Raw genomic sequence first — 13,418 nt, 5'->3', positions numbered from 1 at the left:
TCGACTTGGTCGACGACCGACAATTTAAAGGTCAGCGTGTAGTCTCGCTGACTACGCCTTTTACTTGTCTCCATTACGCCCTCCTGAAAATAGATCAGAAGGTGTAAACCTTATTCAGGACGGGACAAACAGCTGAAAAAAAGCCCGGCTTTCTAGCCGGGCTTTTTTCTGGGCGCTCTGCGGATACGCCCTGTAGGAGCGAGCTTGCTCGCGAGCTTCTTCAAACCATAAACAGCCCGCGCCTACAGATATAAGGCGGTGATGGATCAGAGCCGTGCAAACCCTTCGCGAATGGTGGCCTCCGGCAATTCATCGGCAATAAACACCATCACGCTTTCGCGCAGCTCGCCCTCGGCCCACTCGGTGTCCCAATCAAAACCGTAGAGCTTGAGCACACCCTGAAACACCAGGCGCCGGTCTTCACCGGCAATATTCAATACACCCTTGTAACGCAGCAGCTGTTTGCCGTGCTCTTCCAGCAGCTCGTTCATAAAGGTGCTGAGGCTGTCGATATCCAGCGGTTTTTCGGTGCGCAGCACCATGCTGGAAATACGGTCCGCAGAAGCCGCAGGCTGTACCGGGCGCAAATTCAGACCGCCACCTGGATCTGCATTCAGGTTGAACCCGCGCACATCCAGCAGCTCGGCCAGATCAATCTTGCCGTGCTCCACCACCCGGATCGGCGCCCGGCGATTGATCCGGGTCAGGCGCTGGCACAGCGCATCAAACGTGGCGTCATCCACCAGATCACGCTTGCTCACCAACAGCCGGTCGGCAAAGCCGATTTGCGCCTGGGCGATGGTCTGGCTCAGGTGAACCTCGGCGTGGGCGGCATCCACCAGCGTGATGATGCCGTCCAGCAGATAACGCTCACGTAGTTCTTCGTCAATAAAGAAGGTTTGTGCCACCGGCGCCGGATCAGCCAGGCCGGTGCATTCGATGACCAGCTGGTCGAAGGTGATTTCACCGCTGTCCAGACGCTCAAGCAACAGGTACAGCGCCTTGGTCAGATCAGTGTAAATGGTGCAGCACACACAGCCATTGGACAGGGTCATGACTTGCACCGGCTCATCGCCCAACAACTGGGTGTCGATTCCGGCATCGCTGAATTCGTTTTCAATGACGGCGATTTTCAGCCCGTGCTCGGCCTTGAGCAGATGACGCAACAAGGTGGTTTTACCGGCACCGAGAAATCCGCTGAGGATGGTGACGGGGATTGGAGAGGTCATGTCGGGTCTCCTGTTGAACACAAAAAAATGTGGGAGCGGGCTTGCCCGCGAAGGTATCGACAGTCGATGCCCTCGCGGACAAACCCGCTCCCACAGTCAGATACAACCCGCCCTTAGCGGATTAACAGCACTTGGGCCCGCCCTTGCCGCCGTAACGCGCCTCCTGGCGCTCCCGAAAGAACGCTTCGTAGGTCATTACCGGCTTGTCCGGGTGTTTGGTTTGCATATGCTCGACGTAATTGTCGTAGTCGGGCATGCCGACCATCAGGCGCGCGGCCTGACCGAGGTATTTACCGAGGCGACTCAGGTCATTGAACATGCTTGCAATCCTCTGTCATGCATCCGGTAGGGAGTGGTACGGCGCTTCTTTATCCGTACGTTCTTTACGCCCCCAGGCCGCGGCACCGACTTTAACGGCATAGAACAGAATGCTGAACACCACGAACAGGAACAGCACGGTCAGACCGGCGTTGGTGTAGGCATTGATGATCACGTGCTGCATCTGATCGATGTTTTTCGCCGGGGCAATCACTTGGCCGGCATCCAGTGCGGTGCTGTATTTTTTCGCCAGGGCCAGGAAACCGACCGCCGGGTTGGCGTCGAACAGCTTGATGAAACCGGCGTAGGTGGTGCAAATCAGCAGCCAGACCGCTGGCAGCATGGTTACCCAAATGTAGCGCTGGCGCTTCATTTTGATCAGCACGACGGTGGCCAGCATCAGCGCAATCCCCGCCAGCATCTGGTTGGAAATACCGAACAACGGCCACAGGGTGTTGATGCCGCCCAGCGGGTCGATTACGCCCTGGTACAGCAGGTAACCCCACATCGCCACACACAGACCGGTTGCCAGCACGTTGGCTGGCCACGACTCGGTGCGCTTGAGGGCTGGCACGAAGCTGCCAAGCAAGTCCTGCAACATGAAGCGACCGGCACGGGTGCCCGCGTCGACCGCGGTCAGAATGAACAGCGCCTCAAACAAAATGGCGAAGTGATACCAGAACGCCATGGTGTTTTCGCCCGGCAGCACGTTGTGCAGGATCTGCGCGATACCCACTGCCAGGGTCGGTGCGCCGCCGGCACGGGCCAGAACCGTGGTTTCACCGATGTCATGGGCCAGTGCCGTCAGTGCGTCCGGGGTAATTGCAAAGCCCCAGCTGCTCACCGTTTGCGCCACAGTCACCACGTCACCGCCGACAATGGCTGCCGGGCTGTTCATGGCGAAGTACACACCAGGCTCGATGACCGACGCGGCAACCATTGCCATGATGGCCACGAATGACTCCATCAGCATCGCGCCGTAGCCGATATAACGGGAGTTGCATTCGTTATCCAGCAGTTTGGGCGTGGTACCCGAGGCAATCAGTGCGTGGAAACCCGACACCGCCCCGCAGGCAATTGTGATGAACAGGAACGGGAACAGACCGCCTTTCCACACCGGACCGGTGCCGTCGACGAATTGGGTCAGGGCCGGCATTTTCAGCTCGGGCATGGTGACCAGAATGCCGATCGCCAGGGCCACGATGGTGCCGATTTTAAGGAAGGTGGACAGGTAGTCACGGGGCGCAAGTACCAGCCACACCGGCAGCACCGCCGCCACAAAGCCGTAGCCGATCAGCATCCAGGTGATTTGCGTGCCGGTGAAGGTAAATATCGGCGCCCACTCCGGGCTGGCCGCAATCTGGCCCCCCAGCCAGATGGAACCCAGCAACAGCAACACGCCGACAATCGAGATTTCACCGATACGGCCCGGGCGGATGTAGCGCATGTAAATGCCCATGAACATCGCGATCGGGATGGTGGCCATTACTGTGAACATGCCCCACGGGCTCTCGGCCAGGGCTTTGACCACGATCAGCGCCAGCACCGCGAGGATGATGATCATGATCAGGAAGCAGCCAAACAGCGCGATGGTGCCAGGCACCTTGCCCATCTCTTCGCGCACCATGTCGCCCAGGGAGCGACCGTTGCGACGAACGGACATGAACAGGACCATGAAGTCCTGTACTGCACCGGCCAGCACTACCCCGGCAATCAGCCAGAGCGTGCCCGGCAGATAGCCCATTTGCGCGGCCAGTACCGGCCCGACCAGAGGCCCGGCGCCGGCGATGGCTGCAAAGTGGTGACCGAAAAGAATGTGTTTGTTGGTCGGGACATAGTCCAGACCGTCGTTATTGACCACCGCCGGTGTCGCCCGCAGTGGGTCCAGTTGCATCACCTTGGTGGCGATAAACAAACTGTAATAACGGTAAGCGACCAGGTAGATGGCAACGGCTGCCACTACGATCCACAAGGCGTTGACCGCCTCGCCTCGGCGCAAGGCCACTACGCCAAGGGCGCAGGCTCCTACAATTGCCAGCACCAGCCACGGGATGTGGCGTAGCAGGCTATTTTTATTATTCATTTTTATATTCCGGCCAGTTGGACAAGAAAGACTGCCACCGGAGTTTAGCGCCCCCAGCTCTAAAGACCACCCCCTTACCTTGGTCTAGAGCCTTCTTTTACGGTTTTATGCTTGGCTATTGATCCGTTTGCGCGGTCAGGCCTGCGCGGTGCTTGCCGCTGTTTGAAGCGCTACTCAAACAATGCATCCAGCGCCTGTTCCAGACGGGTCACGCCAATTACCTTCAGACCCGGCGGCGACTCTTTGGGGGCGTTGCCCATAGGCACGATGGCCCGTTTGAAACCGTGCTTGGCCGCCTCTTTCAAGCGTTCCTGACCGCTGGGCACTGGTCGTACTTCTCCCGACAACCCCACCTCGCCAAATACCAGCAGATCGTGGGGCAGCGGTTTATTGCGCAGGCTGGACATCACGGCGGCCATCAGCGCGAGGTCGGACGCGGTCTCCAGCACCTTGACCCCGCCCACCACGTTGAGGAATACATCCTGATCGTGGGTCGGAATTCCACCGTGGCGATGCAGGACAGCCAGCAACATGGCCAGGCGGTTTTGATCCAGGCCCAGGGTGACCCGGCGCGGATTGGACATGTGGCTGTCATCCACCAATGCCTGCACCTCTACCAGCATCGGGCGTGTGCCTTCCCAAGTGGCCATGACCACACTGCCGGGCACTTCTTCCTGGGCCCGGGTGAGGAAAATCGCAGACGGGTTGGAGACCTCTTTCAGGCCCTTGTCGGTCATGCCGAACACGCCCAGTTCGTTAACTGCGCCGAAGCGGTTTTTTACCGCCCGCAACAAACGCAAACGACCGTCGGACTCGCCCTCGAAATACAGCACGGTGTCGACCATGTGCTCCAGCACCCGGGGCCCGGCCAGCGCGCCCTCTTTGGTGACGTGGCCCACAAGGAAGATCGCGGTGCCGCTGGACTTGGCATAGCGCACCAGCAATGCCGCACTTTCACGCACTTGCGACACGCCACCCGGGGCCGATTGCAGCTGCTCGGTGAAGATGGTCTGGATCGAGTCGATCACCATGACCTTGGGTTTTTCCAGCTTGGCGGTGGCGATGATGCTTTCGATGCAGGTCTCGGTCATGACCTTGAGCTGATCCTGGGGCAAGCCCAGACGGCGGGCGCGCATGGCTACTTGCTGCTGCGATTCCTCGCCGGTGACATACAGCGCAGGCATGCGCGAGGCCATATGACACAAAGTTTGCAGGAGAATGGTCGATTTACCGATACCGGGATCGCCGCCGATCAGCACCACCGAGCCGTCCACCAGACCGCCACCGAGCACCCGGTCCAGCTCGCCCGAGGCGGTGGAGAAGCGCGGGATTTCAGCAATGCTGACCTCGGCCAGGGTTTTGATCTGGGCTTGTTGCCCGGTCCAGCCGGTGCGCCCGCTGGGTGGCGCGGCAGCACCACTTTCAACAATGGTTTCGACCAGGGTGTTCCAGACGCCGCACTCACCGCACTGCCCGGCCCACTTGGGGAAAGTTGCGCCGCACTCGGTGCAGCCGTATATGCGCTTGGGCTTGGCCATCTGAACTCCACGGAAAAACCGCGATGATAGCCCAGCACACCCGTATTAGTGCGATCGCGGCATACGGATTTCGCCATCGGCCAGCCGGGCGGCACTATTGCCCTGTGCATCTTCGGCATTCAGGTCCGCCCCCTTGCGCGACAAATCCCTGAGCAATTCGGCCCGCTGAAACAGGCCTGCATACATGGCCGCGGTCTGCCCCGCGCCGTTGCGCTGATCGGGGTTGCAATCAGTGCCCAGTAAACGGCGGGCAATCCGGACTTCGCCCTTGAAAATCGCGCCCATCAGGGCTGTATTACCGCGCAAGTCTTGGGCACAGGGGTTTGCGCCAGCCTTCAGCAAGTGCTCAACCGCCTCGCCCTGACCGTTGTAGGCCGCAAGGATGAGCGCGGTATAACCCTTGCTGTCTTGCACATTGAGGCTGTAGCCGGACTCGATAAAGGTATCGAGCATGGCCACGTCACCACGGCGCGCCGCATCGAAGTAATAGTTCCGGAGTTCGGCCTGTACATCGGGTTCGGCGGCCAGGGCAAGCCCGCTGACAATAAGCAGAGTCAGGGATAAAAGCGTTCTCATAGGTTCATACCTTAACCGCCCTGTGGGAGCGAGCGTGCTCGCGAACAAGCTCGCTCCTGCAGGATTGGTAACTAAGTCAGTCGACCAGTCTGGCGGCCAGTGCCTTGACCCGGCCCAGGTCACCCTTGGCCACTTTGGTCACGCCGGTGCCGTATTCAGGGTCGGCCTTGTACAGAAACGACAGCATGATGTGTTTGCTCTCATCGTCTGTTGTCGCCAAAGACTCACCGAAACTTTCAATCAGATCCTGACGCTCTTTGTTGCTGAAGGAACGGTAAAGATCCCCCGCCTGTTTGAAGTTTTGCTCACGCTGAATCTTCGCTTGCTGGGTGGTGCCCGACACTGGCATTTCGCTGTAACGCGCAGCTTGCGGCTCTTCGCGCGGCATCAGGCGGCTCGGCTGATAATTCACCCCGGTGACGGTATGACCGATGTTCATCGCACCGTCCTGGTTGCCATTGTTGACACCATTGCGCGGGGCATTTATCGGCAACTGCATGGCGTTGGCACCAAGGCGGTACATCTGCGTATCAGCATAGGAGAACACCCGGCCTTGCAGCAGGCGGTCTTCGGAAGGCTCGATACCCGGCACCAGATTGGCCGGGGCCATAGCGACCTGCTCGGTTTCCTGAAACACATTGGCCGGGTTGCGGTTCAACACCATCTGCCCGACTTTGCGCTCAGGTACCCCCGGCCAGATTTTGGTTGCATCCAGCGGGTCAAAATCGAAGGTTTTCAGATCTTGCGGTTTGAGTACCTGCACGTACAAATCCCACTTGGGGAAATCGCCCTTGTTGATATGGGCCACCAGATCATTGGTCAGGTGGCTGTAATCACGGCCCTGAACCCGGGTGACCTGTGCGGGATCCAGATTATTGAGGCCCTGGAGGCTTTTCCAGTGGAATTTCACATAGCGCACGTCACCTTTGGCGTTCACCAGTTTGTAGGCGTGTACCCCATTACCGTCCATCTCGCGATAGCTGGCCGGCGTACCTGCGTTGGAGTACAGCTCGGTCAGGGTGCGGGTGGCTTCGGGTACATGGGAGAAGAAGTCGAAGCGCCGTGAGTCGTCGTCAAGGTTGGTGCGCGGGTCGGGTTTGAAGGCATGCACCATGTCCGGAAACTTGATCGCATCGCGGATAAAGAAGGTCGGGAAGTTGTTGCCTACCAGGTCCCAGTTACCGTCGGCGGTGTAAAATTTGGTGGCGAAACCCCGTGGATCACGCAGGGTTTCCGGCGAATGGTTGCCGTGCACCACAGCCGAAAAACGGACAAACACCGGCGTGGTTTCACCCGCGGCAAATACTTTGGCTTTGCTCAGATCACTCATGTCACTGGTCACGGTAAAGGTGCCGTGAGCCCCGGTGCCGCGGGCATGCACCACACGCTCCGGGATGCGTTCGCGGTCAAAGCGCTGAAGTTTTTGCAGCAACTGCACGTCTTGCAGCAATACCGGGCCGTTTGCCCCTGCCGTTTGCGAGTTCTGGTTATCGCCGACTGCGGCACCGTTGTCGCGAGTCAAGGTGGCGGCCTGTACTGAAACCGACAGCAGGCTGGCGCTCAAAACACACAGCAGGCGACGCTGTGAAAACGCTCCAGAGCCTAGGGGGATGGTCATGGGTAAGTCCTCTGATTATTAGGTGCGCATCGGGGCGCTGACCAAAGGCTAGAGGGCCGGGGAGCAAATTCTAAATAGAAAGGTCGCAACTACCTGATTGAAATAAAAGTCTGGCATTAAGGCATCTGAGGGGGTATCGACCGCAAGTTTCCGCGCTTTTTATAAAACTATCGGCACTTGAGCCGGTCGATTAAACAGCCAATAAGAATCACAGCAGGCAAGATCAGCAAGGCTGACTTACACTGCACTCACCAACTTCATATGTAACAAGGAATAACCTATGGGCGTGATAAGTGAGTTCAAGGCCTTCGCGGTCAAAGGGAATGTGGTCGACATGGCCGTCGGTATCATTATCGGCGCGGCATTCGGCAAAATCGTTTCATCCTTCGTTGGCGATGTAGTCATGCCACCTCTGGGTCTGTTGATCGGAGGTGTGGACTTCAGTGACCTGGCCATTACCCTCAAAGCCGCCGTTGGTGATGCACCTGCCGTGGTTGTGGCGTATGGCAAGTTCATCCAGAGCGTGATCGACTTCATCATCGTCGCGTTCGCCATCTTTATGGGCGTCAAGGCGATCAACCGCCTGAAGCGTGAAGAGGCTGTGGCTCCAAGCGCACCGCCCGTACCGACTGCCGAAGAAGTGCTGCTGAGCGAAATTCGCGATCTGCTCAAGGCGCAACACGATCGACCTTAACGATCCGATAAAAAAACGGCGCCTGCGGGCGCCGTTTTTTATGGCCGGCCGGTTACCAGTAGTTTTCAACCGCTACTTGCCCGGGACGGCGACTCAGGCTTAGTTGCAACCCCCGCGCTTTGAGCAACTTTCTGGTGTCATCGATCATTTGCGGATTGCCACACAACATCACCCTTGAATGTTCGGGCGTCAGGCTGATCTTTACCCGCTCTTCAAGTGCTCCACTTTCAATCAATGTGGTAACTCGCCCGCTTAAAGCCCCCTCATGCTGCTCGCGCGTGACAATCGGCACATAGGTAAATTTATGTGCATATTCCGACAAGTAATCACGCTCAACCAGACCGGCAATCAAGCCCTGATAGGCCAGTTCCCTGGTTTCCCGCGCACTGTAAACCAGCACGATATGCTCAAACTTTTCCCATACTTCAAAGTCTTGCAGGATCGACAGAAATGGCGCGATGCCGGTCCCGGTCGCCAGCATCCACAGATTCTGCCCGTCAACAAAGCGGTCCAGGGTCAAAAAACCATAGGCCTGGCGCTCGACCAGCAGGGTATCGCCAACTTCCAGACGACTGAGCTCACTGGTGAACTCGCCTCCCGGCACCACAATGGAGAAGAACTCCAGGAACTCGTCATGGGGTGAGGACGCCATTGAATAGGCCCGCCACACCGTGCTGCCATCGGCCTTGGTCACGCCCAGACGGGCGAATTGACCCGCAGTGAAACGAAAACCCGGGTCGCGGGTGGTACGCAACGTGAAAAGACCGGGGGTCAGCGGGGTAACCTCAAGCAGCGTCTGGCGGGTAAATTTTTCTGCACTGGCAGTCATGTCGCACTCCATTGGCTAGTGCAGTAGTGTCGCGCAAAGACAGACACAGGAACACCGACGGTTTGTGCTGGCTTTGCACCCACTGCCAGGCGGATGTTGCCCGCCGGGTAAACGCATCAGGTAATCCCCGGCAAAAAAAAGTAAAATCGCCTGCATCTGTAAAACCCACGGACGCCAGTGCTGCGAAGTGGCCCTGCGGCCCGGTTGCCACTGTTGATTCCCCAGAGTTTGTAAAAATGCCTGTGCTCGAAAGCCCTTTCGCCCAACTCCGCTTGATCCGCCAACCAGAACAGCAAAACGAGCCGCTACAGGCTTTCGACGCTGCGGACGAGTATTTGCTTAACCATCTGGCCGAACAGGGTCTGCCCGCCAACAGCCGGGTTCTGGTGCTCAATGACAGTTTCGGGGCCCTGGCGATCAGTCTGGTGGCCAATATGCAGGTCACCAGCAGCAGCGACTCGTTCCTCGCCATCCAGGCCCTGGAAAAAAATCTGGTGCGCAATGGCCAGGCGTTCGATGCCGTCACGGTCATCCCCGCCAGCCAGCCTCTGGTTGGCCCTTTCGATTGTGTGCTGGTGCGCGTACCCAAAACCCTGGCCCTGCTCGAAGAGCAACTCATTCGGTTGCAAGGCCAGCTGGCCCCGGGCGCACAGGTGATTGCCGGCGCGATGATCAAGCATTTGCCCCGCGCGGCAGGTGATTTGCTGGAGCGTTATATCGGCCCGGTCCAGGCTTCGCTGGCCGTGAAAAAAGCCCGCTTACTGATGGCCACCCCTGAAGCCAAAGAGCCGTTTACCTCGCCCTACCCTTCGCGCTACTTACTGGACGAACCGGCCATCGAGCTGCTCAACCATGCCAACGTCTTCTGCCGTGAAGGGCTGGACATCGGCACCCGTGCATTCCTGCCCCACCTTCCCAAAAACCTGGGCTCGGCCCGGGTAGCAGATCTGGGTTGCGGCAATGGCGTGCTGGCCATCGCCAGTGCCCTGAATAACCCGGATGCGCAGTACACGCTGGTCGATGAGTCGTTTATGGCCGTGCAGTCCGCTCGCGAAAACTGGCAGGCAGCGCTGGGGGAGCGTGAGGTAATAGTACGTGCCGCAGACGGCCTTGCAGGGCAAGAACCTGATTCGCTGGACGTCGTGCTGTGCAACCCGCCTTTTCACCAGCAGCAAGTGGTGGGCGACTTTCTGGCCTGGCGCATGTTTCAACAAGCCCGGGAAGCCCTGGTCGTCGGCGGCGCGCTGTATATCGTCGGCAATCGCCATCTGGGTTATCACAGCAAGCTGGCCAAACTGTTTCGCGGTGTTGAACAAGTGGCGGCTACGCCCAAGTTCGTCATTCTCAAGGCGCGCAAGTAAGCACAGCCCCCAGCGGGAGCAGCCGGGCCACACTCGATTGCTCGCGCGCTGTTCAAGAAGGCCGCGCTCACTCTGTGATCAATATGGGCCTGGTAAAGAGCTCGCTCCTACTCCGGGCCGGGCCAGAGAATTACCCACAAACAAAAAAACCCTCCGTAGAGGGTTTTTTTATGAGTGGCGACCATCAGTGGCTTTTCATGCCCGCAGCGGTCATGAACAGTCGGATCAGCCAGGCGAATACGCCTAATGACGCCACACTGGCGGTCCAGATCACCAGCAGCCAGCCGACCCGTTGCCATAACGGCTTTTTCTCGGCCTCTTGCACCTCATGTAGATAGTCCTTGCCAGCCATGTTGCGCTCTCCTCTCGGAAAAAGGCTGCGACCATCAGGCCGCAGCGGCACTTCTAACTAGTGATAACCGTCTTCGTGGGTGACCTTGCCGCGGAACACGTAGTAGCTCCAGAAGGTGTAACCCAGAATGAACGGGATGATGAACAAGGTGCCCACCAGCATAAAGCCCTGGCTCTGCGGCGGTGCGGCAGCTTCCCAGATCGTGATTGATGGCGGGATGATGTACGGCCACAGGCTGATGCCCAAACCGCTGTAGCCCAGGAAAATCAACACCAGGGTCAACAGAAACGGCGTGTAGTTGGCGTTGCGGGCAATCGCTTTGAACAAACCGAACATCGTGAGCAACACCAGAATCGGTACCGGCAGGAACCAGAACAGATTTGGCAGGGTGAACCAGCGCGCAGCAATTTCAGAATGTGCCAAGGGTGTCCACAGGCTGACGATGCCCATCAACACCAGTACTGCCAGGGCCAGCGGGCGCCCCAGTTTGTGCATCTGCTGTTGCAGATCGCCCTGGGTTTTCATGATTAGCCAGGTACACCCCAGCAGGGCATAGGCCACGATCAGTGCAAGGCCGCAGAACACGGTAAAAGGAGAGAGCCAGTCCATGCCGCCCCCGGCGTACTCCCGGTTGACTACCGGTATGCCGTCAATGAAGGCCCCCAGTGCCACCCCCTGGAAAAACGTAGCCACCAGAGAACCGCCAATGAACGACTTGTCCCAGATATGACGCTTCTCAGGCCTGGCCTTGAAACGAAACTCAAAGGCCACACCGCGAAAGATCAGGCCCAGCAGCATCAGGATCAAAGGCAGGTACAAGGCTGACAATACGACCGCATAGGCCAGCGGGAAGGCGCCAAACAATGCCGCGCCGCCCAGCACCAGCCAGGTTTCGTTGCCGTCCCAGACGGGAGCAACAGTGTTCATCATCACATCGCGGTCACTTTCGCCCTTGATAAAGGGAAAGAGGATGCCGATCCCGAGATCGAAGCCATCCATGATCACGTACATCATGATCCCGAAGATGATGATGATTGCCCAGATAAGTGGCAGATCAATACCCATGACTCAATTCCCCTTAGTCAGGCTGTCGCTGTGGCCTTCATCCGTACCCTCGTGGGCAGCAGACAGAGGACGGGCAGGCGTGCGTGGCTGGCCTGGACCACCTTCGTTGTGTGTATCGCCTTCATGGGTAATCGGGCCTTTGCGTACCAGACGCATCATGTAGCCCAGACCCACACCGAACAGCGCGAAGTACACCAGCACAAACAGGACCAGCGTGATGCTCATTTGCGTAACGCTGTGATTGGACGACGCGTCGGCGGTGCGCATGAGCCCGTACACCACCCACGGTTGGCGACCGATCTCAGTGGTAAACCAGCCCATCAGAATCGCCACCAGACCCGACGGGCCCATCCACAACACCAGACGCAGGAACCAGCGGTTCTCGTACAGTGTCCCGGTCTTGCGCAGCCACAGGCTCCACAAGCCGATAAAGATCATCAGCATGCCCAGCGCAACCATGATCCGGAATGTGAAGAACACAATGGTCGAGTTCGGACGGTCCGCGGCCGGGAAGTCCTTCATTGCCGGGATCTGTTTGTCCAGACTGTGGGTCAGGATCAGGCTGCCCAGGTACGGCACTTCGATCTTGTAGTCCGTAGTCTCGGTTTTCATGTTCGGGATGCCAAACAGGATCAGCGGCGACGCTTCACCGGGTTTGTTCTCCCAGTGACCTTCGATCGCAGCGATTTTTACCGGTTGATACTCAAGGGTATTCAGGCCGTGGGCGTCGCCGATAAAGGCTTGCACCGGTGCCACCACCAGTGCCATCCACATCGCCATCGAGAGCATGCGGCGAATGGCGGGGGTGTTTCGGCCGCGCAGCAGGTGCCAGGCTGCCGAAGCGCCGACAAAGAACGCCGTGGCCAAAAAGGCAGCCGTGGCCATGTGCGCCAGACGGTAAGGAAAGGAAGGGTTGAAAATAACTGCCAGCCAGTCCACCGGAATAACCCGGCCATCAATGATTTCGAAGCCTTGCGGCGTCTGCATCCAGCTGTTGGACGCCAGAATCCAGAAGGTCGAAACCAATGTACCCAGGGCCACCATCACCGTGGAGAACATATGCATGCCGCGACCGACCCGGTTCCAGCCGAAAAGCATGACCCCCAGAAAACCGGCCTCAAGGAAGAATGCGGTGAGTACTTCATAAGTCAGCAAGGGGCCGGTAACGGCTCCGGCGAAGTCAGAGAACCTCGACCAGTTCGTGCCGAACTGATAGGCCATGACCAGCCCGGACACCACGCCCATCCCGAAGTTGACGGCAAATATCTTCGACCAAAAATGGTACAGGTCGCGGTAGGTGTCCTCACGGGTTTTCAGCCACATGCCTTCGAGCACCATGAGATAACTGGCAAGACCGATGGTAATGGCGGGAAAGATGATGTGAAACGACACGGTAAACGCGAACTGAATTCGGGCGAGATCCAGAGCCTCCAAACCGAACATAAGTCTTCCTCTATCAGGTATCAGGTGGTTCAGGACACAGAAGCGGCGCCTGTATCCAACTTCCCTGCCGATAATGGCCTCAGCGAATCGGTGTCCGCTTTTTCATCCACCACGCAAGGGGTCTGGCCGGCTGGCCATCCAGATAAACCGCAACGGGTTTTGACCTGGATCAAACATTGCTGAAAGAGTAGTCCATTCCCATCAGGGCGCTAATGTGGTTTGTTGCCGCGTGACATGATGTCCCAGGGCCAGTAATACACCCTTGCAGGAATTGAATGTTTTCTCGAAAAAGCCCCGGACAACAGAGTTTCA

At 58.1% G+C, this 13,418-nt stretch carries 12 protein-coding genes; 2 read left to right on the top strand and 10 right to left on the bottom strand.

The genetic code is table 11. The features are described from left to right. Positions 1 to 266 precede the first annotated feature (266 nt). The 6 genes from yjiA to katB form a co-directional block, all read right to left on the bottom strand. Positions 267 to 1,229: a GTPase gene (yjiA, locus tag WG29040_RS22285; RefSeq protein ID WP_127196889.1), complete on the bottom strand. Its 963-nt coding sequence runs from the start codon at positions 1,227 to 1,229 to the stop codon at positions 267 to 269. A gap of 121 nt (positions 1,230 to 1,350) precedes the next feature. Further along, complete coding sequence (locus WG29040_RS22280) at positions 1,351 to 1,548, bottom strand: YbdD/YjiX family protein (protein WP_003443968.1); 198 nt, start codon at positions 1,546 to 1,548, stop codon at positions 1,351 to 1,353. Positions 1,549 to 1,563: 15 nt separating this feature from the next. Further along, positions 1,564 to 3,630 (bottom strand): carbon starvation CstA family protein, encoded by a 2,067-nt coding sequence (locus tag WG29040_RS22275; protein WP_003443970.1) that lies wholly within the window; start codon positions 3,628 to 3,630, stop codon positions 1,564 to 1,566. 170 nt (positions 3,631 to 3,800) lie between these two features. After that, the gene (gene radA, locus WG29040_RS22270; RefSeq protein ID WP_003443972.1) at positions 3,801 to 5,168 is read right to left on the bottom strand and encodes a DNA repair protein RadA; all 1,368 of its coding nucleotides are present in this window, start codon (positions 5,166 to 5,168) and stop codon (positions 3,801 to 3,803) included. A 45-nt stretch (positions 5,169 to 5,213) separates the two neighbouring features. Next, entirely contained in the window at positions 5,214 to 5,744 is a 531-nt protein-coding gene (locus WG29040_RS22265) for an ankyrin repeat domain-containing protein (RefSeq protein WP_003443973.1), read from the bottom strand. Positions 5,745 to 5,820: 76 nt separating this feature from the next. Further along, positions 5,821 to 7,362, bottom strand: coding sequence for a catalase KatB (gene katB, locus WG29040_RS22260; RefSeq protein WP_127196888.1), 1,542 nt, complete (start codon positions 7,360 to 7,362; stop codon positions 5,821 to 5,823). A gap of 280 nt (positions 7,363 to 7,642) precedes the next feature. Here katB and mscL point away from each other — a divergent pair, with 280 nt between their 5' ends. Next, entirely contained in the window at positions 7,643 to 8,056 is a 414-nt protein-coding gene (mscL, locus tag WG29040_RS22255; protein ID WP_003443977.1) for a large-conductance mechanosensitive channel protein MscL, read from the top strand. A gap of 52 nt (positions 8,057 to 8,108) precedes the next feature. On the opposite strand, the gene WG29040_RS22250 is transcribed toward mscL, so the two are convergent. Next, positions 8,109 to 8,885 carry a ferredoxin--NADP reductase gene (locus WG29040_RS22250; RefSeq protein ID WP_010655541.1) on the bottom strand — a complete coding sequence of 259 codons (777 nt, stop codon included), beginning with the start codon at positions 8,883 to 8,885 and terminating at the stop codon, positions 8,109 to 8,111. 236 nt (positions 8,886 to 9,121) lie between these two features. On the opposite strand from WG29040_RS22250, the gene WG29040_RS22245 reads away from it, so the two are divergent. Then, entirely contained in the window at positions 9,122 to 10,246 is a 1,125-nt protein-coding gene (locus WG29040_RS22245; protein ID WP_003443981.1) for a class I SAM-dependent methyltransferase, read from the top strand. Between the two features lie 184 nt (positions 10,247 to 10,430). Here WG29040_RS22245 and WG29040_RS22240 read toward each other — a convergent pair whose 3' ends face one another. The 3 genes from WG29040_RS22240 to WG29040_RS22230 are packed head-to-tail and all read right to left on the bottom strand — an operon-like array spanning position 10,431 to position 13,106. Beyond that, positions 10,431 to 10,598: a DUF2474 domain-containing protein gene (locus WG29040_RS22240; RefSeq protein WP_003443983.1), complete on the bottom strand. Its 168-nt coding sequence runs from the start codon at positions 10,596 to 10,598 to the stop codon at positions 10,431 to 10,433. A 57-nt stretch (positions 10,599 to 10,655) separates the two neighbouring features. Further along, complete coding sequence (gene cydB / locus WG29040_RS22235) at positions 10,656 to 11,663, bottom strand: cytochrome d ubiquinol oxidase subunit II (RefSeq protein ID WP_003443985.1); 1,008 nt, start codon at positions 11,661 to 11,663, stop codon at positions 10,656 to 10,658. Positions 11,664 to 11,666: 3 nt separating this feature from the next. After that, positions 11,667 to 13,106: a cytochrome ubiquinol oxidase subunit I gene (locus WG29040_RS22230; RefSeq protein WP_003443987.1), complete on the bottom strand. Its 1,440-nt coding sequence runs from the start codon at positions 13,104 to 13,106 to the stop codon at positions 11,667 to 11,669. Positions 13,107 to 13,418 lie beyond the last annotated feature (312 nt).

This window comes from Pseudomonas sp. PAMC 29040 (genome assembly GCF_003994535.1).
GTDB lineage: Bacteria > Pseudomonadota > Gammaproteobacteria > Pseudomonadales > Pseudomonadaceae > Aquipseudomonas > Aquipseudomonas paraversuta.
Note: the sequence above shows the minus strand (reverse complement) of the source record. Positions and strands in the feature narration are given on the sequence as shown.

Excerpts from the sequence above, each read along its gene's own strand:
- yjiA (WP_127196889.1), bottom strand. The coding sequence starts at position 1,229 with ATGACCTCTCCAATCCCCGTCACCATCCTCAGCGGATTTCTCGGTGCC.
- WG29040_RS22280 (WP_003443968.1), bottom strand. The coding sequence starts at position 1,548 with ATGTTCAATGACCTGAGTCGCCTCGGTAAATACCTCGGTCAGGCCGCG.
- WG29040_RS22275 (WP_003443970.1), bottom strand. The coding sequence starts at position 3,630 with ATGAATAATAAAAATAGCCTGCTACGCCACATCCCGTGGCTGGTGCTG.
- radA (WP_003443972.1), bottom strand. The coding sequence starts at position 5,168 with ATGGCCAAGCCCAAGCGCATATACGGCTGCACCGAGTGCGGCGCAACT.
- WG29040_RS22265 (WP_003443973.1), bottom strand. The coding sequence starts at position 5,744 with ATGAGAACGCTTTTATCCCTGACTCTGCTTATTGTCAGCGGGCTTGCC.
- katB (WP_127196888.1), bottom strand. The coding sequence starts at position 7,362 with ATGACCATCCCCCTAGGCTCTGGAGCGTTTTCACAGCGTCGCCTGCTG.
- mscL (WP_003443977.1), top strand. The coding sequence starts at position 7,643 with ATGGGCGTGATAAGTGAGTTCAAGGCCTTCGCGGTCAAAGGGAATGTG.
- WG29040_RS22250 (WP_010655541.1), bottom strand. The coding sequence starts at position 8,885 with ATGACTGCCAGTGCAGAAAAATTTACCCGCCAGACGCTGCTTGAGGTT.
- WG29040_RS22245 (WP_003443981.1), top strand. The coding sequence starts at position 9,122 with ATGCCTGTGCTCGAAAGCCCTTTCGCCCAACTCCGCTTGATCCGCCAA.
- WG29040_RS22240 (WP_003443983.1), bottom strand. The coding sequence starts at position 10,598 with ATGGCTGGCAAGGACTATCTACATGAGGTGCAAGAGGCCGAGAAAAAG.
- cydB (WP_003443985.1), bottom strand. The coding sequence starts at position 11,663 with ATGGGTATTGATCTGCCACTTATCTGGGCAATCATCATCATCTTCGGG.
- WG29040_RS22230 (WP_003443987.1), bottom strand. The coding sequence starts at position 13,106 with ATGTTCGGTTTGGAGGCTCTGGATCTCGCCCGAATTCAGTTCGCGTTT.